General features: G+C 69.7%; 18 protein-coding genes. 9 read left to right on the top strand and 9 right to left on the bottom strand.

Features of this window, described 5'->3' with window-relative positions; translation table 11 throughout:
* Nucleotides 1-5: 5 nt before the first annotated feature.
* From G3N62_RS08050 to G3N62_RS08040, 3 genes are read right to left on the bottom strand one after another with little or no spacing between them, the layout of a single operon-like run.
* Nucleotides 6-812 carry a sulfite exporter TauE/SafE family protein gene (locus tag G3N62_RS08050; RefSeq protein WP_124669013.1) on the bottom strand — a complete coding sequence of 269 codons (807 nt, stop codon included), beginning with the start codon at nucleotides 810-812 and terminating at the stop codon, nucleotides 6-8.
* 18 nt (nucleotides 813-830) lie between these two features.
* Complete coding sequence (locus G3N62_RS08045; RefSeq protein WP_124669014.1) at nucleotides 831-2,504, bottom strand: bifunctional protein tyrosine phosphatase family protein/NAD(P)/FAD-dependent oxidoreductase; 1,674 nt, start codon at nucleotides 2,502-2,504, stop codon at nucleotides 831-833.
* A gap of 32 nt (nucleotides 2,505-2,536) precedes the next feature.
* Nucleotides 2,537-3,421, bottom strand: coding sequence for an MBL fold metallo-hydrolase (locus G3N62_RS08040; RefSeq protein ID WP_034186815.1), 885 nt, complete (start codon nucleotides 3,419-3,421; stop codon nucleotides 2,537-2,539).
* A 253-nt stretch (nucleotides 3,422-3,674) separates the two neighbouring features.
* Here G3N62_RS08040 and G3N62_RS08035 point away from each other — a divergent pair, with 253 nt between their 5' ends.
* Both G3N62_RS08035 and G3N62_RS08030 read left to right on the top strand, forming a co-directional pair.
* Nucleotides 3,675-5,057: a sigma 54-interacting transcriptional regulator gene (locus G3N62_RS08035; protein WP_034186816.1), complete on the top strand. Its 1,383-nt coding sequence runs from the start codon at nucleotides 3,675-3,677 to the stop codon at nucleotides 5,055-5,057.
* A 77-nt stretch (nucleotides 5,058-5,134) separates the two neighbouring features.
* Nucleotides 5,135-5,659, top strand: a complete 525-nt coding sequence (locus G3N62_RS08030) for a DUF4124 domain-containing protein (protein ID WP_124669015.1) — start codon at nucleotides 5,135-5,137, stop codon at nucleotides 5,657-5,659.
* A 72-nt stretch (nucleotides 5,660-5,731) separates the two neighbouring features.
* Here the strand turns inward: G3N62_RS08030 and G3N62_RS08025 are convergent, their stop codons facing one another.
* From G3N62_RS08025 to G3N62_RS08010, 4 genes are all read right to left on the bottom strand, one after another.
* A complete protein-coding gene (locus G3N62_RS08025; RefSeq protein WP_124607904.1) occupies nucleotides 5,732-6,760 on the bottom strand; it encodes a MerR family transcriptional regulator in 1,029 nt (342 codons plus the stop codon).
* Nucleotides 6,761-6,887: 127 nt separating this feature from the next.
* Nucleotides 6,888-8,453 carry an efflux transporter outer membrane subunit gene (locus tag G3N62_RS08020; RefSeq protein ID WP_059557633.1) on the bottom strand — a complete coding sequence of 522 codons (1,566 nt, stop codon included), beginning with the start codon at nucleotides 8,451-8,453 and terminating at the stop codon, nucleotides 6,888-6,890.
* A gap of 2 nt (nucleotides 8,454-8,455) precedes the next feature.
* Nucleotides 8,456-11,605 carry an efflux RND transporter permease subunit gene (locus G3N62_RS08015; protein ID WP_034186820.1) on the bottom strand — a complete coding sequence of 1,050 codons (3,150 nt, stop codon included), beginning with the start codon at nucleotides 11,603-11,605 and terminating at the stop codon, nucleotides 8,456-8,458.
* On the bottom strand, nucleotides 11,602-12,711 hold the full coding sequence (locus G3N62_RS08010) for an efflux RND transporter periplasmic adaptor subunit (protein ID WP_124669016.1): 1,110 nt from the start codon (nucleotides 12,709-12,711) through the stop codon (nucleotides 11,602-11,604). The genes G3N62_RS08015 and G3N62_RS08010 overlap by 4 nt, the downstream gene beginning before the upstream one ends.
* Before the next feature lie 177 nt (nucleotides 12,712-12,888).
* Between G3N62_RS08010 and G3N62_RS08005 the strand changes: the two genes are divergently transcribed.
* Nucleotides 12,889-13,509, top strand: coding sequence for a TetR/AcrR family transcriptional regulator (locus G3N62_RS08005; protein WP_034186822.1), 621 nt, complete (start codon nucleotides 12,889-12,891; stop codon nucleotides 13,507-13,509).
* A 27-nt stretch (nucleotides 13,510-13,536) separates the two neighbouring features.
* Here G3N62_RS08005 and G3N62_RS08000 read toward each other — a convergent pair whose 3' ends face one another.
* Together G3N62_RS08000 and G3N62_RS07995 are read right to left on the bottom strand one after the other, a co-directional pair.
* On the bottom strand, nucleotides 13,537-15,270 hold the full coding sequence (locus G3N62_RS08000) for a ClcB-like voltage-gated chloride channel protein (RefSeq protein ID WP_206141223.1): 1,734 nt from the start codon (nucleotides 15,268-15,270) through the stop codon (nucleotides 13,537-13,539).
* Between the two features lie 103 nt (nucleotides 15,271-15,373).
* On the bottom strand, nucleotides 15,374-16,441 hold the full coding sequence (locus G3N62_RS07995) for a YeiH family protein (protein ID WP_034186824.1): 1,068 nt from the start codon (nucleotides 16,439-16,441) through the stop codon (nucleotides 15,374-15,376).
* A gap of 112 nt (nucleotides 16,442-16,553) precedes the next feature.
* Between G3N62_RS07995 and G3N62_RS07990 the strand changes: the two genes are divergently transcribed.
* The 6 genes from G3N62_RS07990 to G3N62_RS07965 form a co-directional block, all read left to right on the top strand.
* Nucleotides 16,554-17,447: a LysR family transcriptional regulator gene (locus tag G3N62_RS07990; protein ID WP_124669019.1), complete on the top strand. Its 894-nt coding sequence runs from the start codon at nucleotides 16,554-16,556 to the stop codon at nucleotides 17,445-17,447.
* Between the two features lie 172 nt (nucleotides 17,448-17,619).
* Nucleotides 17,620-18,384: a sugar phosphate isomerase/epimerase gene (locus G3N62_RS07985; protein ID WP_124669020.1), complete on the top strand. Its 765-nt coding sequence runs from the start codon at nucleotides 17,620-17,622 to the stop codon at nucleotides 18,382-18,384.
* A 28-nt stretch (nucleotides 18,385-18,412) separates the two neighbouring features.
* The gene (locus G3N62_RS07980) at nucleotides 18,413-19,405 is read left to right on the top strand and encodes a sugar kinase (RefSeq protein WP_124669021.1); all 993 of its coding nucleotides are present in this window, start codon (nucleotides 18,413-18,415) and stop codon (nucleotides 19,403-19,405) included.
* A gap of 115 nt (nucleotides 19,406-19,520) precedes the next feature.
* A complete protein-coding gene (locus tag G3N62_RS07975) occupies nucleotides 19,521-20,801 on the top strand; it encodes an MFS transporter (protein WP_034186828.1) in 1,281 nt (426 codons plus the stop codon).
* Nucleotides 20,802-20,804: 3 nt separating this feature from the next.
* Nucleotides 20,805-21,770 (top strand): NAD(P)-dependent oxidoreductase, encoded by a 966-nt coding sequence (locus G3N62_RS07970; RefSeq protein WP_059557636.1) that lies wholly within the window; start codon nucleotides 20,805-20,807, stop codon nucleotides 21,768-21,770.
* Between the two features lie 332 nt (nucleotides 21,771-22,102).
* Nucleotides 22,103-22,849, top strand: a 747-nt coding sequence (locus tag G3N62_RS07965; protein ID WP_206141220.1) for a LacI family DNA-binding transcriptional regulator, incomplete at its 3' end; no start/stop codon positions are given.

Here is a 22,849-nt window from a genome sequence, read left to right as displayed (position 1 = left end):
GTGGCTCATGCGCCGAACGCGGCTTTCGCCAGCAACCCGAGCGCAACGCACACGAGCACGGCCGCGAAGCCGGCCTGCACGTGCCGCGCGGCGAGGCGGCGCGACGCGCCGCGGCCGGCGGCCATGCCGAACGCGGTTGCGACGGTGAACCACAGCGTCACGTCGAGCGGCGCACGCGTGCCCGACACGAGCGTCGCGAGCACGCCGCCCGTGCCGACCAGCGCGATCACCATCAGCGACGTCGCGACCACGCCGTGCATCGATACATTCGTGAACTTGCGCAGCATCGGTACGATCACGAAGCCGCCGCCGACGCCGAGCAACCCCGTCATCAGTCCCGTCATCGCGCCGGTCGACGCCAGCGCCACGACGACCGGCCAGGACCACACCAGCCGGCCCGTATCGGGATTCACGCGGCCGACGCACAGCGGCGACGCGTCGGCGTCGCCGGCCGCCTGCCGCAGCGCCTGCCGCAACAGGCGGCCGGCGACGACCAGCATCGTCAGTGCGAACAGCGTGAGCAGCAGGCGCTGCGGCAACATGTGCGCGAGCCGTACGCCGAGCGTGGTCAGCGGCACGCCGGCCACGGCCATCAGCAGCGCCGCGCGATAGCGCACGAGCCCGCGGCGGAAGCCTTCGAGCGCACCGAGCGCGGCACTGCCTGCTACCGCGACGAGCGCGACGGGCGTGGCCTGCTGCATCGGCCAGCTCATTCCGACGACGAGCGCGGGCACCGCGAGAATGCCGCCGCCGGCGCCGGTCAGCCCGAGCACGGCGCCGACGAAGCCGCCCAGTACGAGGGAAATCAGCATGACGTCATCGCGCTCCGGTCAACGTGCGACGGCGGGCTTCGCGAGCCATTCGCGGCCCTTGAGCATCGCCTTCCAGTAGAGCGGCGGCAGCACGCGTTCCTTGAGCAGCCACGCGAGCCGCGACGGGCGCTTGCCGTCGATCAGCCACGCGGGGAAGGTCGGCGCGACCTTGCCGCCGTACAGGAATTCGGCGAGCACGATCTTGCCGCGCTCGACGGTGAGCGGGCATGAGCCGTAGCCGTCGTACGCGGCATCGCCGTGCGCGCGGCCGAGCGACGCGAGCAGGTTGTGCGCGACGACGGGCGCCTGCTTGCGGGCGGCGGCGGCCGTTTTCGCATTGGTCGTGTTGGTGACGTCGCCGAGCGCGTAGACGTCCGGAAACTGCCGGTGCCGCAGCGTCGCCGGATCGACGTCGATCCAGCCGGCCGCGTCGGCGAGCGGGCTCGAACGCACGAAGTCGGGCGCCTTTTGCGGCGGCACGACGTGGATCATGTCGAACCCACGCACGACGGTTTCCTTGCCGCCGTCCGGCAGCGTGCGCGCGAACGTCGCCTGGCGTGCCGGGCCGTCGATCGCGACGAGGTTGTGGCCGAACGACAGCGCGATGTCGTAGCTTTTCACGTATTCCATCAGCGCCGGTACGTAGTCGGCGACGCCGAACAGCGCCGCGCCCGCATTCAGGAATTCGACGTTCGCGGCGTCGAGCCGGCCCGCGCGCCGCCAGTGGTCGCACGACAGGTACATCGCCTTCTGCGGCGCGCCCGCGCACTTGATCGGCATCGGCGGCTGCGTGAACAGCGCATGGCCGCCGCGGAACGCGCGCACGAGTTCCCACGTGTACGGCGCGAGATCGTAGCGGTAGTTCGACGTGACGCCGTTGCGGCCGAGCGTGTCGGCGAGGCCGTCGATCGCGTGCCAGTCGAGCTTGAGTCCCGGGCACACGACGAGCTTGCGGTAGCCGATGCGGCGGCAGCCGTCGAGCACGACCGTGTGCGCGTCGGGCTCGAAGCCCGCGACGGCGGCCTGGATCCGGTGCACGCCGCGCGGCAGCACGTCGGTCATCCGGCGTGCGGTGGTTTCCGGCTGGAACACGCCCGCGCCGACCATCGTCCAGCCCGGCTGGTAGTAGTGGACGTCGGCCGGATCGATCACCGCGATGTCGAGCGATGCGTCGCGCGCGAGCAGGCTCGACGCGACCGCGATGCCGGCCGCGCCCGCGCCGACGATCACGATGTCGTGCCGTGCGTCGACGACGGGTGGCGCGGCTTGCCGCCCGCCCGGTGCGATGCGCGACGCGATTCCGCCCAGGTCGTAGCCGGCCGCGCCGGCCGTCGCGATGATGTCGTTCAGCGGCCGCAGACCCGCCTGCGACAGCGCCCACAGCGTGGCCGAACGCGTGCCGCTGCGGCAGTAGGCGAGCACCGGGCCGTCGAGCGACGCGAGCAGCGCGCCGAACTGCGCGGCCTGGTCGTCGGTGACCTTGCCGGTATCGACCGGCAGGTAAAGCACGTCGATGCCGAGCGGCGCGGCCGCCGCGCGGATTTCGGTGACGGTCGGCTGGTCGGCGCCTTCGCCGTCCGGCCGGTTGCAGACGATCGCGCGGATACCGGCCGCGTGAAGCGCGGGCAGGTCGGCCGTGGTGATTTGCGGCGAGACCGACAGCGTGTCGGTCAGCTTGCGGATGGAGGTCATGTCGGGGTCTCGGTTGGGGCAGCGCGTGCGGCTCAGATCGCGTCGAGCGGGATCTTCAGGTAGCGCACGCCATTGTTCTCGGGCTCGGGCAGGTGGCCGGCACGCATGTTGACCTGCACGGACGGCAGCATCAGCACGGGCATGTCGAGCGTCGCGTCGCGTGCGGTGCGCATCGCGACGAAATCGTCCTCGGTCACGCCGTCCTTCACGTGCACGTTCGCGCGGCGCTGCTCGGCCACCGTCGTCACGAACTGCACGTCGCGGCCGCCCGGCTGGTAATCGTGGCACAGGTACAGGCGCGTGTCGGGCGGCAGCGCGAGCACGCGCGCGATCGAGCGGTACAGCGTGCGTGCGTCGCCGCCGGGGAAGTCGCAGCGGGCCGTGCCGTAGTCGGGCATGAACAGCGTGTCGCCGACGAATGCCGCGCGCTGCGTCGCGTCGTCGACGCAGTAGGTCATGCACGCGGGCGTGTGGCCCGGCGTGTGCAGCGCGCGGATCGTTAGCGCGCCGAGCGCGAGCGTGTCGCCGTCGTCGACGAGCCGGTCGAACTGGCGGCCGTCTTCCGCGAAGCCGGGACCGGCGTTGAACAGCGTGCCGAACACGTGCTGCACGCGGCGCACGTGCGAACCGATCGCGATCCGGCCGCCGACCCGCGCTTTCAGGTACGGCGCGGCCGACAGGTGGTCGGCGTGCACGTGCGTTTCCAGCAGCCACTCGACGGTTGCGCCGAGTTCGGCGACGCGGGCGATCAGCCGGTCGGCGCTGGCCGTGCGCGTGCGGCCGGATGTCGGATCGTAGTCGAGCACGCTGTCGATCAGCGCGCACGCGCGGCTGTCGGTATCGAGCAGGAGATAGCTGACGGTGTGGGTCGCCGGGTCGAAAAAGCCTTCGACCGACAGGGCGGGGGCGTTGCTCACGGGGTGTCCTCGATCGGGTTCTGCATCTGCAATCGCGATCTTTACTTCAAGAAGCGTGCCAGCCAGCGGTGCGGCATCGGCCGATCAGGCAGGGGCTTGATTCGGCTCGGGTTTTCGGTGCGTCGGCGGCCTCGTGATGGTGGCAGCGACACCCGGTGGCGGACGAAGACTGCCACAACTGGCAGTGTCGTGGCAGAATTGGCAGTCCGCCTGGCAGTCCGCCCGGGCGCCTCTGCACCGAGCGAGCCTCCGCATGCATCCGCACGACACCATTCCGATCGTTCCCGCGCCGCGTCGCGACGCGCTGCCGGACGTGCGCGCGCTCGTCGCTTATCTCGAGCAGGACCCGCAGCCGATGATCGTGGTCGATCCCGACTACCGCATCCTCGCGGCGAACGAGGCGTACCGGCGCCAGTTCGGTGTAGCCGGCGTCGAGCACGTGGGCCGGCACTGTTTCCAGGTTTCGCATCACTACGACGTGCCGTGCGACCAGGCCGGCGAGCATTGCCCGATGAAGCAGGCGCTCGAATCGCGCGGGCTGAACCGCGTGCTGCACATCCATCACACGCCGCGCGGCCCCGAGCATGTCGACGTCGAGCTGCGGCCGATCTTCGATGCGGACGGCAACGTGATCGCCTATGTCGAGCGGCTGACGACGGTACGCAGCGCATCCGCGCAACCGAGCGCGGAGGGGCTCGTCGGCGGCTCCGACGCCTTCAATGCGGCGCTCGGCGCGCTGCAGCGCGTTGCGCCGTCGACGCTGCCGGTGCTGCTGCTCGGCGAATCGGGCACCGGCAAGGAACTGTTCGCCCGCGCCTTGCACGAGGCGAGCGATCGCGCGATGGGGCCGTTCGTCGTCGTCGATTGCTCGGGGATCGCCGAGACGCTGTTCGAGAGCGAACTGTTCGGTTACGAGAAAGGCGCGTTTACGGGCGCGAACCAGCGCAAGCCGGGCCTCGTCGAAACCGCGCAGGGCGGCACGCTGTTTCTCGACGAGATCGGCGACGTGCCGCTGCCGATGCAGGTGAAGCTGCTGCGGCTGATCGAGTCGGGCACGTTCCGGCGCGTCGGCGGCGTCGAGGCGCTGCGCGCCGATTTCCGGCTCGTCGCGGCCACGCACAAGCCGCTGCGCGAGATGATCGACGACGGCCGGTTCCGGCAGGATCTCTACTACCGGATCAACGCGTTTCCGATTCCGCTGCCGGCGTTGCGCGAACGGCAGGGCGACGTCGCGCTGCTGGCCGAGTCGATCCTGCGACGGATCGCGAATGCGCGCGGCAAGGCAGGCGACGCGAATGCGCGGCCGTACAGGCTGACCGAACACGCACGCGCGTGCCTCGACGCGTATGCGTGGCCCGGCAACATCCGCGAGTTGCGCAACGTGCTCGAACGCGCGTGCCTGTTCGCGGACGACGGGACGATCCGGGTCGAGCATCTGCCGGCCGAACTGGTCGCGGCAGCGGCGGCGCCGCAAGATCCCGCGGCGGACGCGCGCGACGTGCCGGACGCGGAACTCGTGCGTATCGCGCGTACGTTCGGCGGCACGCGCAAGGCGCTTGCCGAGCGGCTCGGGATGAGCGAGCGGACGCTGTACCGGCGGATGAAGGCGCTCGGCGTAGGTTCGCGCGAGCGTTGAACGCGCATGTCGCGCGCGGCTGGCAACGGTACGCGGGTTTGCCGATAATGACGTATTCCCGTTCCGCCCCTTCGCCGATGAACCGACGCTTCCTTTCGCCTTGCCTGTTTCTTGCGGCCGCCGTCTCGTGCAACCCGGCCCAGGCCGCCGACTATACGTGGACCGATGCGGCCGGCGCGCACGCGGTGACGCTGGCCAGGACCGAGTCCGGCGACGATGTCGAGCTGAAGGTGGCGGCGACGCTCGACGGCCGTCCTGACTGGACGGTGCGCGACTACGTGAAGGCCTGTCCGGTCGACGTGATCCTCGACGTCGTACCGAAGTCGATCGAAATGCGCGACCTGCTCGGCAACGGCCGCAAGCAGTTCCTGTTCGCGTACAAGATCGGCTGCCGCGGCGACGTCAGTGCCGATCAGGTCAAGTATTTCCTGGTGGACGCCGGCACGAAATACGTGCTGCGCGGCGAGGAAACCGTGACGGTCAACGGCAAGTTCGTCGACGGCGGCGCGGCGCCCGTGCCGAACGCGGACCTGAAGGCGCAGCCCGTGCTTCTGCGTTACATGACGAAGCGCTGGCGCGGGATCAGCGCACGCAACGACTAGACCGGCGGCCGATGCGTGCAGGGTGAGCGGGCGGCACACCGCGGCCCGTCCGCCGCCCGCCTCGTCATGCGCTCAGCGTACGGGCGCCAGTTGCGCCATCGCTTCGCGCACGAAACCGAGCAGCGTCTCGTCGGTCCACGAATCCTTCGTCAGCGCCGGCTCGTTCATCAGCGCCGCGCGGAATTTCGCGTGCGTGGCCGGATCGTGGCCCGCGTAGCTGCGGAACAGTTCGAGCCAGCGCTGCGCGAGCGCGCGGCCTTGCGGCGAATCGGGCCGCGTGCCCGCGTCGATCGCGTCGCGCACGTCGGCCATCAGTTGCGGCCATTCCATCGCACGTTCGGCGTAGTGCGCGCGCATGAAGCGGATCTCGTCCGGCGCGAGGTACTTCTCGAAGAGCCGCATCTTCGTTTCCGACGATGCGCGCAGCACGTAGTCGCGCAGCGCGGTCGAGATGCCGATCTTCGACTGCATCGCCGGTTCGTGCTCGTGCATCCGGTTGAGCTTCGCGAGCAACCGCGGATCGTTGTTCGTGTCGCGCACGAGCAGCGCCATCCAGCGTGCGGCGAGCGCACGCACGCGCTCGTCCTCGGCGGGCACGCCCGCGTCATACAGCGCACGGACCTCGTCGACGAGCGCGATCCATTCCGCGTCGCCCGTCTGGCTCTTCCGGTACATCGGCATGCGCGCGAGTTCTTCCTCGGAGAAATATTTGTCGTACACGGTCATCAACTCCAGTGTGGTGAGCCAATCGGCCAGTTCCGGCTCCGTGCCCGCCGCGAGCTGCGCATGCAGGTTCACGAGCCGCTCGCGCAGCTGCGCGGTCTGCGCCAGCTGACGGTCGAGCAGCGCGATCTGCTTCGCGACGAGCTCGACGAGCGGGGTGCCGGGCTGGTTCAGGTGATCGCCGATTTCGGCGAGCGACAGGCCGAAGCGACGCAGCGCCTGGATCTGGTGGAGCCGGGCGATGTCGTGGCGGTCGTACAGCCGGTAGCCGTTGTCGGCGCGCGCCGAAGGCGTCAGCAAACCGATTGCGTGATAGTGATGAAGCGTGCGGACGGTCAGCCCGCTGCGTTTCGCCAGTTCTCCCACTTTCAGCCGCATTCGTTCCTCCGTTCGGTGCGCACACTGGAGTCTCGAACGTTACGCTACGTGAGGGTCAAGCGGAAGATCGGCATTCGGTGGCCGGACGCGTGCGGGGTCGCCGCACGCGTCCGGCCGAAGGAGCCGGTCATGGCGTCGAAGGGGCGGTGTCGGGCGCGGCGGCGTGGGCCTGCTGACCGGTTGCGGCATCGCCGGCCGTGCTGCCGGTCTTGGCGGATGTGTCGCCGTTGCCGGCCGGCGGCGTGCCCATCGCCTGGTACAGCCGCGCGGTATCCGCGAACCGCGCGCCGGTCGCGCGGATCTCGTCGAGCCGCGCGTTGCGGTACTGCAGCTCGCTCGCGCGCGCGGCCGACGGCGGCAGCGCGCCGAGCCGCACGCGGGCCGCCGCGTCGTCGTATGCGCCGCGCGCTGAAAGGGCGGCACGCGACGACGCATCGAGCGCTTCCGCATCGTGTTCGAGCGCCGCCAGTGAATCGGCGACGTTCTGGAACGCGCCGAGCACGGCCTGCTTGTACTGGTCGACCGCGGCCTCGTAGGTCGCCTTCGCCGCACGGCGCTGCGCGAGCAGCGCGCCGCCGTGGAAGATCGGCTGGCTCAGCGACGCGCCGACGTTCCAGATCGCGCCGGCGCCCGACAGCATCGTCGGCCAGCTGAAGCCGCCTCGTCCCATCGCGGCCGACAGCGACAGCTGCGGGAACATCTGCGCGGTCGCGAGGCCCACTTCGGCCGCGGCTGCCTTCAGCCCCGCATCGGCCGCCTGGATGTCCGGGCGGCTTTTCAGGAGGTCCGACGGCACGACGACGGGCACCTGCTCGGGCAGATGCAGATCGGCGAGCGCGAGATCGGCCGGCGGCCGGTCGGGCGTGCGGCCGACCAGCACCGCGAGCGCATGCCGCGCCGAGTCGCGCTGCTGGCGCAGCGCGGGCAGGCTCGCCGCGAACGTGTCGGCGCTTTGCCGCGCGTTCAGCGCGTCGCTGCGCGACGCCGAGCCGAGCGCATAGCGGCGTTCGGCGTCGTGCGCCTGGTCGTTCGCGAGCGCGACGAGCCGCTCGGTCGTGCCGATCTGCGCGTTGAGCACCGACACGGTGATCGACGCGGTGACGATGTTCGCGGCCAGCGCGCGCCGCGCGGATTCGAGCTGGAACGCGCTGACGTCGACGCGTTTCGCGAGCGCGCGGTTCGCGAAGCGCGACACGCCGAACAGGTCGATCGTATAGCTGGCCTGCAGTTGCCCGACGAACGTGTCGTACAGCAGCGTCGGCGCGCCGAGCGCGGGAATCGGCACGCCGAGCGCGCGCTGGCGTGTCGCCTGGGCGCCTGCGTCGATCGACGGCAGCATCGAGCTGCCGATCTGCCCGCGCAGCTGTTCGCGCGCGGCGTCCAGCGAATGCGACGCCGCGCCGAGCGTCGGGCTGTTGCGCAGCCCTTCGTCGACGAGCGCGTTCAGCGCGTCGGAGCGGTACTGCTTCCACCAGTCGGGCACCGGCTGCGCGCCGACTTCGAACTGTTGTGCGACGCCTTGCGCGGATACGGTCTGCTGTACTTGCGGTACGGTGCCGTAGTGCGCGGGCGACGGCATCGCGGGCGGCTCGCCGCTCGGCGCGAACCACGCGCAGCCCGCGAGCGGGCCGGCGAGGCTCGCCACCGCGAGCGCCCGCACGGCTTTTGTTTTCAGGTTCATCGATTCATCCATGGTCAGGCTCCCGACGGCGCGGCCGACGCGCTGCCGCCTGGCGGCGGGCCGTCCTGCGGGTCGCGTTCGTCGCGCTTCACGCGGAACCACGTCGCGTACAGCGCGGGCAGGTAGAACAGCGTCAGCACGGTCGCGCTCGTGATGCCGCCCATCAGCGCGGTCGCCATCGGCCCGAAGAAGTTCGAGCGCAGCAGCGGGATCAGCGCGAGCACGGCGGCCGCGGCCGTCAGCGTGATCGGGCGGAACCGCCGCACGGTCGCGCCGATGATCGCGTCGATGCGGCCGTGGCCCACCGCGATGTCCTGCTCGATCTGGTCGACGAGGATCACCGAGTTGCGCATGATGATCCCGAACATCGCGATCACGCCGAGCATCGCGACGAAGCCGAACGGCTGGCCGAACAGCAGCAGCGTCGCGACCACGCCGATCAGCCCGAGCGGCGCGGTCAGCACCACCATCAGCACGCGCGAGAAGCTCTGCAGCTGGATCATCAGCAGCGTGAACACCGCGATCGCCATCAGCGGCATCTGCGCGTTGATCGACGCCTGCGCCTTCGCGCTTTCCTCGACCGAGCCGCCGATGTTGATCTGATAGCCGACCGGCAACTGCGCGCGCAGCGCGTTCAGCTTCGCGTCGACCGCATGCGTGACGTCGATGCCCTGGGCACCGGCGCGCACGTCCGACTGCACGGTGAGGGTCGGCTGGCGGTCGCGTTCCCACACGACGCCGTATTCGAGCGTCGGCGTGAAGCGGCCGAGCGAGCCAAGCGGCACGGGGCCGTTCGGTGTCGGCAGCGCGAGGCCCGCGAGCTTCGCCGGATCGACGCGATCGGCCTTCGGCGCGCGCAGGTCGACCGCGATCAGCTTGTCGCGCTCGCGATACTGCGTGACGGTCGTGCCGGACAGCGTCATCGCGAGGAAGCTCGATACGTCCTGCGACGTGACGTTCAGCTCGCGCGCCTTCTTCTGGTCGATCTCGAAGCGCACCGAGCGCTCGGCCGGCTCGTCCCAGTCGAACTGCACGTTGACCGTGCGCGCGTCGCCGCGCATCGTCGCCGCGACCTTCTCGGCGATCGAGCGCACCGTCGCGATGCTGTCGCCGCTCACGCGGAACTGCACCGGATAGCCGACCGGCGGGCCGTTCTCGAGCCGCGACAGGCGCCAGCGCACGGCCGGGAAGCGGTCGCGCAGCGTGGTTTCGAGCCAGGTCGCGAGTTTTTCGCGATCCTCGACCGATTTCGCGGTGATCACGAACTGCGCGAAGTTCGGCAGTTGCAGCTGCTGGTCGAGCGGCAGGTAGAAACGCGGCGCGCCGCTGCCGACGAAGTTCACCGAATGGTCGATCTCGGGGCGCTTGTCGATCGCCTTCTCGAGGCGTTCGGTTTCGCGCAGCGTCGCCGCGAACGACGCGCCTTCGGGCAACCGCAGGTCGACCAGCAGCTCGGGCCGGTCGGAGCTCGGGAAGAACTGCTGCGGCACCAGCGAGAAGCCCATCAGCGACACGACGAACAGCGCGCCGGTGATCAGCAGCACGACGAAGCGCCGTTCGATGCACCACGCGATCCAGCCGCGCAGCCGGCGGTAGAAGCGCGTGTCGTAGATGTCGTGTTCGTGATCGTCGGGCAGGTGCGCCTCGTGCGCCTGGCGCTTGCGCTCGGGCAGCAGGTGGTAACCGAGCAGCGGGATCAGCACGACGGCGGCGAACCACGACGCGATCAGCGCGATCGCGGACACCTCGAAGATCGAGCGCGTGTATTCGCCGGTGCTCGATTTCGCGAGCGCGATCGGCAGGAAGCCCGACACGGTCACGAGCGTGCCCGTCAGCATCGGGAACGCGGTGCTCGTGTACGCGAACGCGGCGGCGCGTGCGCGGCTGTAGCCCTGTTCGAGCTTCACGGCCATCATTTCGACCGCGATGATCGCGTCGTCGACGAGCAGCCCGAGCGCGAGCACGAGCGTGCCGAGCGACACCTTGTGCAGCCCGATGTCGAACAGGTACATGAAGAGGGCGGTGACCGCGAGCACGACCGGAATCGAGATCACGACGACCATCCCCGTGCGCAGGCCGAGCGACACGAGACTCACGACCAGCACGATCGCGACGGCTTCGGCGACGGCTTCGAGGAAGTCGTCGACCGAATGCGACACCGCGTGCGGCATGCTCGACACTTCGGTCAGCTTCAGGCCGGCCGGCAGTTGCGCCTGGAGGTCCTTCGATTCCGCGTCGAGCGCCTTGCCGAGCCGGATCACGTCGCCGCCCGGCTGCATCGTCACGCCGATGCCGAGCACGGCCTTGCCGTTCGCGCGCATCTGCGTGACGGCCGGGTCGTCGTAGCCGCGCTTCACCGTCGCGAGATCGCCGAGCCGGAACGTGCGGCCGTTGATGCGGATCACCGTATCGGCGATCGCGTCGACGTTGTCGAACTGGCCGCTCGGCCGCACGAACACGCGATCGTCGGCGGTGGTCAGCACGCCGGTCGACGAGATGTCGTTCTGCGCGTTGATGGCCTGCCCGAGCTGCTGCGGCGAGATGCCGAGGCGCGTGAGCTGCGCGTTGTTCACCTCGATGAAGATCCGCTGGTCGGGATCGCCGAAATAGTCGACCTTGCCGACGCCCGGCACGCGCAGCAGCACGGTGCGCAGCTGATCCGCATAGTCGTGCAGTTGCGCGGGCGTGAAGCCGTCGCCCTCGAGCGTCCAGATGTTGGTGTAGACGTCGCCGAACTCGTCGTTGAAGAACGGGCCCTGCACGCCGGGCGGCAGCGTATAGCCGATGTCGCCCACTTTCTTGCGGATCTGGTACCAGGTCTCGGGCACGTCCTTCACGGGCGCCGAATCCTTCATCGTGAAGAAGATCAGCGATTCGCCGGGGCGCGAATAGCTGCGCAGGAAGTCGATGGCCGGCGTCTCCTGCAGCTTGCGGCCGATCCGGTCGGTCACCTGTTCCTGCACCTGCCGCGCACTCGCGCCGGGCCAGAACGTGCGGATCACCATCACGCGGAACGTGAACGGCGGGTCTTCGGATTGCGCGAGGCGCGTGTAGGCGAGGATGCCCGCGAGCGTCGCGAGCGCGATCAGGTAGACGACGAGCGCCTGGTGGCGCAATGCCCACGCCGACAGGTTGAAGCGGCCTTCTTCGTGCGGGGTGCTCACGATGCGAAGTCCTCCGGATGCAGCGGGGCGACCGGGCGCACCTTCTCGCCCGCGCTGACCGTATGCACGCCCTGCAGCACGACGCGCTCGCCCGGCTGCAGCCCGTGCGATACCGTCACCGTGCGCTCGTTGAAGCGCGCGACGTCGACGCGGCGCAATTCGAGCGTGTCGTCCTTCGCGCGCACGACCCAGACGGCCGGCTGCGCGCCGTCGTGGAACAGCGCGGTCGCGGGCAGCGTGACCGGCTGCGCGTCGCCGGCGGCCGGCGCGCCGTCGAGTGTGACGTTCGCGGTCATGCCGAGCCGGATCGCCGGGTCGGGTGCGGCGAGCGTGAGCCTTACGCGATAGGTGCGGCTTTGCGGATCGGCGGCCGGCGCGATTTCGCGCACCTTCGCGGCGAACTGGCGCCCCGGCAGCGACGGCAGCGTGACGGTCGCCGCATGGCCGGGCGCGAGCGACGCGAGCGCGGCCTCGGGCACGTCGCTGACGACGTCGACGTCGCCCGACCACGCGAGCTGGTAGACGGGCTGGCCGGCCGACACGTTCTGGCCGGTATCGGCCTGTTCGGCGGTGATGTAGCCCGCATGATCGGCGACGAGCGTCGCATACCGAAGCTGGTTCTTCGCGAGCGCGAGCTGCTGCTGCGCCTGGTCGCGCTGCGCGAGCGCCGACGTGTAGCTGTTCTGGGTCTGTTCGAGCTGCGCGGTCGCGATCAGGTGTTCCTGCGCCTGCGCGCGATCGCGGTCGAGCTGCTGCTTCGCGAACGCGAGGCTGTGCGTCGCGGCGTCGAGTTGCGCCTGTGCGCTCGCGGCGTTTTTCTCGACATCGGACGGATCGAGCAGCGCGACGACCTGGCCGACCTTGACCGTGTCGCCGAGGCGCACCTTGCGCTCGATGATCTTGCCGGCGATGCGGAACGACAGCGGGGTCGCGTAGCGCGGCTGGATGTCGCCGGGCAGCGAGCGGGCCGCCGCCGCGGTGTCGGCCCGCGCGGGCAGCGCGACGACGGGGCGCGGGGCGGGCGGCGCGGATTCTTTCGGATGACAGGCGGCAAGGACAAGCGCGGCGCCGATCAGCAGCGTGGCGCGGGAACCGGAGCGATTCACGAAACCCCCAGGTGAGGTAGAGCGGAACGAAGCCGGCAAGCGCGCGGGCGCTTGCCCCAAACGGCGCCGGCACGGGCGCGCGGACAGCACTTTCGAAAACTGTGGCGAATTCTAATACACACCTGTATCTGAATGCAAAGATGAATCTGAAAGGGGAATGGTGCTAGACTGCGCGCCATGAAACCACAGCGCTTAACTCGCGAGCAGAGCAGGGACCAGACGCGCGAACGTCTGCTGAAAGCCGCGCATCGCATTTTTCTGAAGAAAGGTTATGTGGCCGCGAGCGTCGAGGACGTCGCGGCGGCGGCCGGCTATACGCGCGGCGCGTTCTATTCGAACTTCCGCAGCAAGTCCGACCTGCTGCTGGAATTGCTGGAGCGCAACCACGCGGAGGTGCGGGCCGATTTCGAGGCGATTTTCGAAGGCGGCGGATCGCGCGAGCAGATGGAATCGATGTCGCTCGCGTATTACCGCACGCTGTTTCGCGACGACGAGTATTCGCTGCTGTGGGGCGAGGCGAAGCTGCAGGCCGCGCGCGACGCGAAGTTCCGCGTGCGCTTCAACCAGTTCCTGCACGGCAAGCGCGTGCAGATGGCCGAGTTCATCGAGCGCTTCGCCGAACGGTCCGGCACGCCGCTGCTGCTGCCGGCGGACACGCTCGCGTTCGGGTTGATGTGCCTGTGCGACGGCGTGCAGTCGTACTACACGGCCGATCCGCAGCACGTGTCGGCCGACGTGGCCGAATCGGTGCTGGCGGGGTTCTTCGCGCGGGTCGTGCTGGGGCGCACGCCGGACTGACCGACGCGGGCGGGCCGGCTGCGCGCGTCAGCGCTCGCCGGTCATCCGGCGGTAGGCGTCGAGCAGCGAGGTCTTGTAGACGACCCCCGCGAGCGTCGGTTCGGCTTCGCTTTCGATGACCGGCAGCCGTTCGCCCTGGAACGCCATGAAGCGTTCGAGCGCGGTCGCGAGCGGCATGTCGGGCGTGAGCAGCGGAAACGGCGTGTGCGCGTAGTGCGCGGCCGTCTTGTCGGCCGTGTCGCGCTTGTCGAGCAGGTCCGACGTGATGTCCTTCAGCGCGACCGCGCCGCGAAAGCGTCCCGCGTCGTCGGTCACGTACAGGTACTTCACCGGGTATTCGAGAAACACGCGCGTCATGTCGGCGACGCTCGCGGTGAGCGGCACGACCGTCTGCGCGGGCTGGATCAGCTCGCGCATCTGCGTGGTGCGCAGCCGCTGCCGCTCCTGTGCATCCTGGTAGTGGTGCTGCGTGATCTCGTACATCGACGTCGTGCCTGTCGCGCGTGCGACGAAGTACGCGAACACGCACGACACCAGCAGCGGCAGCACGACCTGGTAGCTCAGCGTCATCTCGAAGATCATCAGGATCGCCATCAGCGGCGCCTGCGTGGCGCCCGCCATGAACGCCCCCATCCCGACGATCGCGTACGCGAAATAGGCCGACGTATGGCCGGGCCACAGCGCGTCCATCGCGAGCCCGAACAGCGAGCCGAACACCGCGCCGACGAACAGCGTCGGCGTGAACACGCCGCCGATCGCGCCCGAGCCGGCCGTCGCGGCCGTCGCGATCACCTTGAACACGAGCACCGCGACGAGCGCCTGCCAGGTCCACGGCGAATGGAGGATGTGGTTCACGACGCTGTAGCCGTTGCCCCAGACGTCCGGAATCCACACCGAGATCACGCCGACGACGAGGCCGCCGAGCGCGAGCCGCACGGGCAGCGGCACGGGCAGCCGCTTGAACTGGTGCTTCGATGCGTCGAGCAGGTGCAGGAACTGCGGCGCGAGCACGCCGCACAGCGCGCCGAGCACGACGAACGGCAGGACCTCGGGGCCCGTGACGGCCGGAAACACCGGCATCTCGTACGGCGGCCGGTAACCGGCGAATTCGCGCATCACGATGTTCGCGACGACCGACGCGACCACCATCGGTCCGAAGCTCTCCATCGCGATCGTGCCGAGCACGATTTCCGACACGAAGAACGCGCCCGCGATCGGCGCGTTGTAGGCGGACGTGATGCCGGCGGCGGCCCCGCAGGCGACCAGCAGGCGCAGGCGCGGCGGGTCGAAGTGCGCGAAGCGGCCGACGAGCGACGCGGCGAGCGCCGCGAGCTGCACCATCGGGCCCTCGCGGCCGATCGAGCCGCCGGTGCCGATCGTCAGCAGCGACGACACGCTGCGCCACAGGCTCTGCCGTACCGGCACGACGCCGTTGCCGAGCGCGACGGATTCCATGTAGTCGGTCTTGGCGGCTTGCCTGTCACCGCGCGTCGCGAGCAGCAGCACGCAGCCGGCGAGGAAGCCGCCCGCCGCCGGCATCCAGAACCGGACGTACCACGGCAGGCTCTTGGCCATCAGCACGAAGCTGCCGCTGTGCCCCGAGATCAGGCGCTGCATCAGGTCGATGCCTTCGCGGAACGCCATCGTGGCGAAGGCGCCGCCGACGCCGACGATGGCCGACCAGATCAGCATCGTGTGGGCGTCCGACAGGCGGAACAGCTTTTGGGCGCGAGTACGCAGCTTCAGCAGGAACGAGAGCACGGCTGAAAGAGGGCGATGGAAAACGACGCGAAGCATAGCACCGCGCCGCGCCGGCGGGACGGTCCCGTCGGGCGCGGCGCGCGAAGTGTCGCGGGCGGGCAATTCAGCCAAGCCAGTGCTGCACGGCCCAGGTGATCCCGTAGCCGCCGACGAGCAGCCACACGTACAGGATCAGGCCGGTCATCAGCGCACGCGGGCCGGCGGCGCGGATCTGCGCGACGCGGGTCTCGATGCCGAGCGCGGTCATCGCCATCGTCAGCGCGAAGGTGTCGAGCACGTTCAGCGTATGCGTGACGTCGGTCGGCAGCACGTTCAGCGAATTGACGATCACGAAGCCGAGGAAGCCGAGCGCGAACCAGGGTACCGCCACCTTGCGCTTGCCGTGCGCGCCGCCGGCCGTTGCCCGCGCCGAGCGGGCGAGCCACCAGCCGAGCACCAGCAGCACGGGGACCAGCAGCATCACGCGCGTCATCTTCACGATCGTCGCGACGTGTGCGACCTCCGGGCTGATGTCGCTGGCCGCCCCGACCACCTGCGCGACTTCGTGGATCGTGCCGCCGAAGAACAGGCCGAGGCCGGCCGGATCGAGGTTCAGCAGCCCGGCGTGATACGCGACCGGGTACAGGAACATCGACAGCGTGCCGAACAGCACGACGCTGCCCACGGCCATCGCGCTCTGGTGCGGCTTCGACTGCAGCGTCGATTCGAACGCGAGCACGGCGGCCGCGCCGCAGATCGCGCTGCCGGCGGCGGTCAGCAGCGCGGCGTCGCGGTCGAGCTTCATCAGCTTCATGCCGGCCCAGGTGCCGATCGCGAGCGTGCTGACGACGACCAGCACCGATACCGCGAGGCCCGGCAGGCCGACCTGCGCGATTTCCTGCAGGCTCACGCGCAACCCGAAGAACGCGACCGCGATGCGCAGCAGCTTGCGCGCGGAGAAGTTCACGCCGGCGGCCCAGCTGGCCGGCATGCCGTCGCGCAGCGCATTGCCGTACAGCGCGCCGGCGACGATGCCGACGATCAGCGGCGACAGGCCGAGCCCCGCGATCGCGGGAAGCTCGGACAGGCTCGTGACGGCGGCGGCGAACAGCGCGACGAACAGCACGCCGTTCAACTGGCCGCGCATCGACGGCGCGGCATGGCTGAGAGGGGGAGTCGGAGCAGTGGACATGAGAGCACCGTGATGGAGCGTGTGGCGATGCTGTAATCCTAATTTTGTTATATCGATATGAAAAATTGTGATTTGTGACGTAAACTATCCGGAAAGCCGATAATTCGTCCCCATGACCCCGGATCAACTGATAACGTTCGCCGCCGTCGCCGAACACCTGAACATCAGCCGCGCCGCCGTGGCGCTGCATCTGTCGCAGCCGGCCGTGTCGGGCCAGTTGCGGCTGCTGCAGGACGAATTCGGCGAGCCGCTGTACCAGCGCGACGGCCGTGGCATTCGCCTCACGCCGGTCGGCGAGCAGCTCGCGCAGTACGCGAAGGCGCAGCGCGACACGTTCGCGCAGGCGCGTGCGTTTCGCAACGCGGTGCGCGGGCTCGAGGCCGGCACGCTGCGCATCGGCGCGAGCACGACGCCCGCGAGCTACCTGCTGCCGTACCTGATCGCGGCGTTCCAGCCGCTTGCGCCGCGCGTGACCATCCAGACGATGAGCGGCAATACGGCCGACGTCGTCGCCGCGCTGCCGTCGCTCGACATCGCGCTGATCGAGGGGCCGCCCGGCGAGGCGCTGCCGCCCGGTACGGCCGTCCATGCGTGGCACGAGGACGAGATCGTCGCGATCGTGCCGGCCGGCCATCCGCTGGCCGCGTCACGCTACGACGCGGGGGTGACGCTCGATGCGCTCGCCGCGCACCCGCTCGTGTTGCGCGAGGAAGGGTCGGCCGTGCGGCAACTCGTCGAGCGCGCGTTCGCGCACGGCGGCGCGCCGATGCGCGTCGCGTTCGAGATCGCCGGGGTCGAGGCCGTGAAGGAGGCCGTGCGCGCGGGGATGGGCGTCGGCTTCGTGTCCGCGATGTCGCTGCGTCACCCGGATGCGGCGCTCGTGCTGCGCTCGCTCGCGCCGGCGCCGCTCACCCGGCATTTCTCCATTCTCGTGCCGCACGGCGGCGCGCCGTCGCGCGTGGCCGCGCAATTCCTCGACATGAGCCTCGCGCAGGACCTCGCCTGAGGCGCCGAAACCGCTTGCCGGGCCCGCGCGGGAACACGCGTTGCGCGCCGGCGGGCAGGCGTTTGCGTCCCGTCCGGCCTTAGGGATTTCCTCTATGGCGTGGCTCCGGCGCGAGGCGCACCATCCGTCTCAAGCAAATGGAACCGGTTCCATTCCGGTAAAAAAAGGCAAAATGGCAGACATCGTGATCGTGGCGAGCGCATTCGGGATGGACCGGGTGCGCCAGGAGGGCCACAGTGCATTCATCGCGACCGTCGCGGCATCCGGCGCGACCGGCTTCGAGGTGCGGCGCGAACTGTTCTCGTCGGACGACGATGCGACGCCCGGCGCGCTGACCGCGCTCGGCGCGCGGATCGCCGGCCACGGGCTGTGGTCGGTGTACTCGACGCCGGCCACGCTGTACACGGAAACGGGTGCGCTCGACGCCGATGCGTTGCACGACGCGCTCGCGGAAGCCGACGCGCTCGGCGCGCGCTTCGTGAAATTCCAGCTCGGCGGTTTCGCCGGCGACGCGCACGCGGCCGACATCGTCGCGCTGTCGCGCGGCGCCAAGGCGCGTGTGGTGGTCGAGAACGGCCAGCTTCCGGTCGGCGGGGCGCTCATGCAGTTCCGCGGGCTGTTCGACGCGCTGGCCGCGGCTGGCGTGCGCGATGCGCTCGGGATGACGTTCGACATCGGCAACTGGCAGTGGCCGGGCGAAGCGCCGCTCGATTGCGCGCAGGTGCTCGCGCCGCATGTCGAATACATTCACTGCAAGGCCGTCGAAGGCGAGGGCGCGCGCCGTTTCGCGGTCGCGCCGGCACCGGACGACGCGCTCGTGACCGGCGTGCTCGCGGCGCTGCCGCCGCACGCGCCGCGCGGCATCGAGTTTCCGTTCGACGCGGCCGATCCGGCGGGCGATGCATGTCGCCGGGTCGCATGGCTCGCGGCCGCGTGACCGCACCCGCATCCCGAGGAGTTCATTCATGAAAGCAGCACTCGATGTCGTGACCTACGGCGAAGCGATGGCGATGTTCGTCGCGGCCGAGCCCGGCCATCTCGCGCAGGCGGGGCAATTCACGAAGCGGATCGCGGGCGCCGACCTGAACGTCGCGATCGGCCTGTCGCGGCTCGGTTTCCGGGTCGGCTGGATGAGCCGCGTGGGCCGCGATTCGTTCGGCGGCTACGTGCTCGACACGCTGGCGCGCGAAGGCATCGACGCGTCGTGCGTGACGGTCGATCCGCGTTACCCGACCGGTTTCCAGCTGAAGTCGCGCAACGACGACGGCAGCGATCCGACCGTCGAATATTTCCGCAAGGGCTCGGCCGCGAGCCATCTGTCGTGCGACGACTACGTGGCCGACTACGTGCTCGGCGCGCGCCACCTGCACCTGACGGGCGTCGCGCCGGCGATCTCCGCGACCTCGTGCGAGCTGGCGTTCCAGCTGGCGCGCGAAATGCGCGCGGCCGGCAAGACGATCTCGTTCGACCCGAACCTGCGCCCGACGCTGTGGCCGTCCGCCGACGTGATGGCGAAAACGCTGAATGCGCTCGCGACGCTCGCCGACTGGGTGCTGCCGGGCCTCGCCGAAGGGCAGCAGCTCACCGGGCACGACACGCCGGCCGACATCGCGGGCTTCTATCTCGCGCAGGGTGCGCGCGGCGTCGTGATCAAGCTCGGCGCCGAAGGCGCGTATTTCCGCACGGCCGACGGCCGCGAGGGCACGGTCGTGGGCGAGTGCGTCGAACGGGTGGTCGACACGGTCGGCGCCGGCGACGGTTTCGCGGTCGGCGTGGTCAGCGCGTTGCTGGAAGGCCGCAGCGTCGAGCAGGCCGTCGCGCGCGGCAACCGGATCGGCGCGCTCGCCATCCAGGTGATCGGCGATTCGGAAGGGTTGCCGACGCGTGAAGCCCTCGACCGGCTCGAAAATGTCAGCAATCGCACCGATCGCTTAGAGGAAACCGTCACCGCGCAATGAGAGGCCGGACACGGCACAATCCGCGGATCCATTTCGTGTGCGACGCACACGCAGTTTTGTTCCAGGCCGACGGGTGCCCAGGCACCCAGTCCGGTCGACATACGGAGACACGCTCATGGCAGCCAATCTTGCAACCCGACGCTGGTGGACGATCATGCCGATCGTGTTCATCACGTACAGCCTCGCTTACCTCGACCGCGCGAACTACGGGTTCGCGGCGGCGGCCGGCATCAACCAGGACCTCGGGGTGAGCAAGGGCCTGTCGTCGCTGATCGGCGCGCTGTTCTTCCTCGGCTACTTCTTCTTCCAGATCCCCGGCGCGATCTATGCGGAGCGCCGCAGCGTGAAGAAGCTCGTGTTCGTCAGCCTGATCCTGTGGGGCGCCTGCGCGGCGCTCACGGGCGTGGTCAGCAACATCCCGTCGCTGATGGCGATCCGCTTCGTGCTCGGTGTCGTCGAAGCGGCCGTGATGCCGGCGATGCTGATCTACATCAGCAACTGGTTCACGAAGAACGAGCGCTCGCGCGCGAACACGTTCCTGATCCTCGGCAACCCGGTCACGGTGCTGTGGATGTCGATCGTGTCGGGTTATCTCGTGCATGAATTCGGCTGGCGCCACATGTTCATCGCCGAAGGCGTGCCGGCCGTCATCTGGGCCGTGTGCTGGTGGTTCCTCGTGCAGGACAAGCCGGCCGATTCGCCGTGGCTCTCGGCACAGGAAAAGCGTGACCTCGACGCCGCGCTCGCGGCCGAGCAGGCGGCGATCAAGCCCGTGCGCAACTACGGCGAGGCATTCCGCTCGCCGGCCGTGATCAAGCTGTGCGCACAGTATTTCTGCTGGAGCATCGGCGTGTACGGCTTCGTGCTGTGGCTGCCGTCGATCGTCAAGAACGGTTCGGAGCTCGGGATGGTCGCGACCGGCTGGCTGTCCGCGCTGCCGTATCTGGCGGCGACGATCGCGATGCTCGCCGCCTCGTGGGCCTCCGACAAGGTCGGCTCGCGCCGCGGCTTCGTGTGGCCGTTCCTGCTGATCGGCGCGGCCGCGTTCGCCGCGTCGTACGCGCTCGGCTCGTCGCATTTCTGGATCTCGTATGCGCTCCTGGTCGTCGCGGGCGCGGCGATGTATGCGCCGTACGGCCCGTTCTTCGCGATCGTGCCGGAACTGCTGCCGAAGAACGTCGCTGGCGGCGCGATGGCGCTGATCAACAGCATGGGCGCGCTCGGCTCGTTCGTCGGCTCGTACTTCGTCGGCTACCTGAACGGTGCGACCGGGTCGCCCGTCGCATCGTATGCGTTCATGAGCGCCGCGCTCGTCGCCGCGGTGATCCTCACGCTGTCCGTCAAACCCCAGGCGCGCGATGCGCATCCGCTCGCCGCGCCGCTGCAAGGAAAATGAAACATGAAGCCCCGTATCGTCGCGTACAAGCCGCTGCCCGATGACGTCCTCGCGTACCTGCGCGAGCATGCGGACGTCGTGCAGGCCGATGGCGCCGATGCGCTTGCCGCCGCACTTGGCGACGCGGACGGCGCGATCGGCGCGAGCCTGAAGGTCACGCCGCAGATGCTCGATCGCGCCCCGCGGCTGAAGGCGTGGTCGACGATCTCGGTCGGCTACGACAACTTCGACGTCGCCGATCTCACGCGCCGCGGCATCGTGCTTGCGCATACGCCCGACGTGCTGACCGAGTCGACCGCCGATACGGTGTTCTCGCTGATCTTGGCGTCCGCGCGGCGCGTGGTCGAACTGGCCGAGTGGGTCAAGGCCGGGCATTGGCATCGCAGCATCGGCCCCGACCTGTACGGGACCGACGTGCAGGGCAAGACGCTCGGCATCGTCGGGCTCGGGCGGATCGGCGGCGCGGTCGCGCGCCGCGCGGCGCTCGGCTTCCGGATGCAGGTGCTGTACGCGAACCGCTCCGCGCATGCGGAAGCCGAGACGCAGTACGGCGCACGGCGCGTGACGCTCGACGCGTTGCTCGCCCAGTCGGATTTCGTGTGCGTGCAGGTGCCGCTGTCGCCGGAGACGCGCCACCTGATCGGCGCACCCGAATTCGCGAAGATGAAGCGCGGCGCGATCCTGATCAACGCGTCGCGCGGGCCCGTCGTCGACGAGGCCGCGCTGATCGACGCGCTGCGCGCGGGCACGATCCGCGGGGCGGGGCTCGACGTGTTCGAGCAGGAGCCGCTGCCGGCGGATTCGCCGCTGCTGCGGATGAAGAACGTCGTCGCGCTGCCGCATATCGGCTCGGCGACGCACGAGACGCGCCACGCGATGGCGCGCTGCGCTGCGGAAAACCTGGTCGGCGCGCTGGCCGGCACGCTGCGCACGAATCTCGTCAATCCGGACGCGCTCGCGCACGCCTGAGCCGCCGCCGGCACCCGGCCGGGACGGCGCGGGCACGGTTAGAGTCGAGGGTCTTGGTGCGGGCGGGCCGGCTGCGTTATGATCGCCCGCTCTCGTTGCATCGACGCGCCGGCTACACTGCCGGTGGCGTCGCGCGGCGGGGATCCGCGCCAGGTCCGGGCGGCCGATTGCCGATGCACGCGACTGGCGGGCGCTGGTCGACCGCGAAACACGGGGCCGGCGCAGGCGCAGAAGCGCTCAGACAGGGGAGTCCGCCGGGTGGCTTACGTTTCCAACAACAAAGGTCCGTCTGCTCACGAAGCGGCGCGGATCGTACGTCGCGAGGCACGACAGTGACCGATTCGCAACCTTCCACGACGCGTCCGGCGACGATCAGCGACGTCGCGCGCGAGGCCGGCACGGGCAAGACCAGCGTGTCGCGCTACCTGAACGGCGAAACCCACGTGCTGTCCGTCGATCTGCGCCAGCGGATCGAGTCGGCGATCGCGCGGCTCAACTACCGGCCGAACCAGATGGCGCGCGGGCTCAAGCGCGGCCGCAACCGGCTGCTCGGCATGCTCGCGGCCGACCTGACCAATCCCTACACCGTCGAAGTGCTGCAGGGCGTCGAGGCCGCGTGCCATGCGCTCGGCTACATGCCGCTCATCTGTCACGCGGCGAACGAGGTCGAGATGGAGCGGCGCTTCCTGCAGCTGCTCACGACCTACCGGGTCGAAGGGCTGATCGTCAACGCGCTCGGCGCGGAGGAGGACGTGCTGCGCCCGTTGCGCGGCGCGGGGATCCCGGCCGTGCTCGTCGACCGGACGGTCGAGGGCTTCGAGGCCGACCTGATCGGCCTCGACAACGCCGACGCGATCGAGATGGCGCTCGCGCACCTGGTCGAACACGGCTTCGACGCGATCCATTTCGTCGTGCAGCCGTTCGAGCGCGTCAGCTCGCGGCGCGTGCGCGAGGCGGCATTCCGCGCGGCGCTCGACGCGCGCGGGCTGCCGGTGCCGCCGACGGTCGTGCTCGACCTGAACGCGCCCGACGCGGCCGCCGCGGCGCTGGCCGACATCGACACCCGCATCGACGCCGCC

Source organism: Burkholderia sp. Tr-20355 (genome assembly GCF_017104685.1).
Classification (GTDB): domain Bacteria; phylum Pseudomonadota; class Gammaproteobacteria; order Burkholderiales; family Burkholderiaceae; genus Burkholderia; species Burkholderia seminalis.
Note: the sequence above shows the minus strand (reverse complement) of the source record. Positions and strands in the feature narration are given on the sequence as shown.

Coding starts and splice junctions, on each gene's coding strand:
- G3N62_RS08050 (WP_124669013.1), bottom strand. CDS start 812: ATGCTGATTTCCCTCGTACTGGGCGGCTTCGTCGGCGCCGTGCTCGGG.
- G3N62_RS08045 (WP_124669014.1), bottom strand. CDS start 2,504: ATGACCTCCATCCGCAAGCTGACCGACACGCTGTCGGTCTCGCCGCAA.
- G3N62_RS08035 (WP_034186816.1), top strand. CDS start 3,675: ATGCATCCGCACGACACCATTCCGATCGTTCCCGCGCCGCGTCGCGAC.
- G3N62_RS08030 (WP_124669015.1), top strand. CDS start 5,135: ATGAACCGACGCTTCCTTTCGCCTTGCCTGTTTCTTGCGGCCGCCGTC.
- G3N62_RS08025 (WP_124607904.1), bottom strand. CDS start 6,760: ATGCGGCTGAAAGTGGGAGAACTGGCGAAACGCAGCGGGCTGACCGTC.
- G3N62_RS08020 (WP_059557633.1), bottom strand. CDS start 8,453: ATGGATGAATCGATGAACCTGAAAACAAAAGCCGTGCGGGCGCTCGCG.
- G3N62_RS08005 (WP_034186822.1), top strand. CDS start 12,889: ATGAAACCACAGCGCTTAACTCGCGAGCAGAGCAGGGACCAGACGCGC.
- G3N62_RS07995 (WP_034186824.1), bottom strand. CDS start 16,441: ATGTCCACTGCTCCGACTCCCCCTCTCAGCCATGCCGCGCCGTCGATG.
- G3N62_RS07990 (WP_124669019.1), top strand. CDS start 16,554: ATGACCCCGGATCAACTGATAACGTTCGCCGCCGTCGCCGAACACCTG.
- G3N62_RS07985 (WP_124669020.1), top strand. CDS start 17,620: ATGGCAGACATCGTGATCGTGGCGAGCGCATTCGGGATGGACCGGGTG.
- G3N62_RS07980 (WP_124669021.1), top strand. CDS start 18,413: ATGAAAGCAGCACTCGATGTCGTGACCTACGGCGAAGCGATGGCGATG.
- G3N62_RS07975 (WP_034186828.1), top strand. CDS start 19,521: ATGGCAGCCAATCTTGCAACCCGACGCTGGTGGACGATCATGCCGATC.
- G3N62_RS07970 (WP_059557636.1), top strand. CDS start 20,805: ATGAAGCCCCGTATCGTCGCGTACAAGCCGCTGCCCGATGACGTCCTC.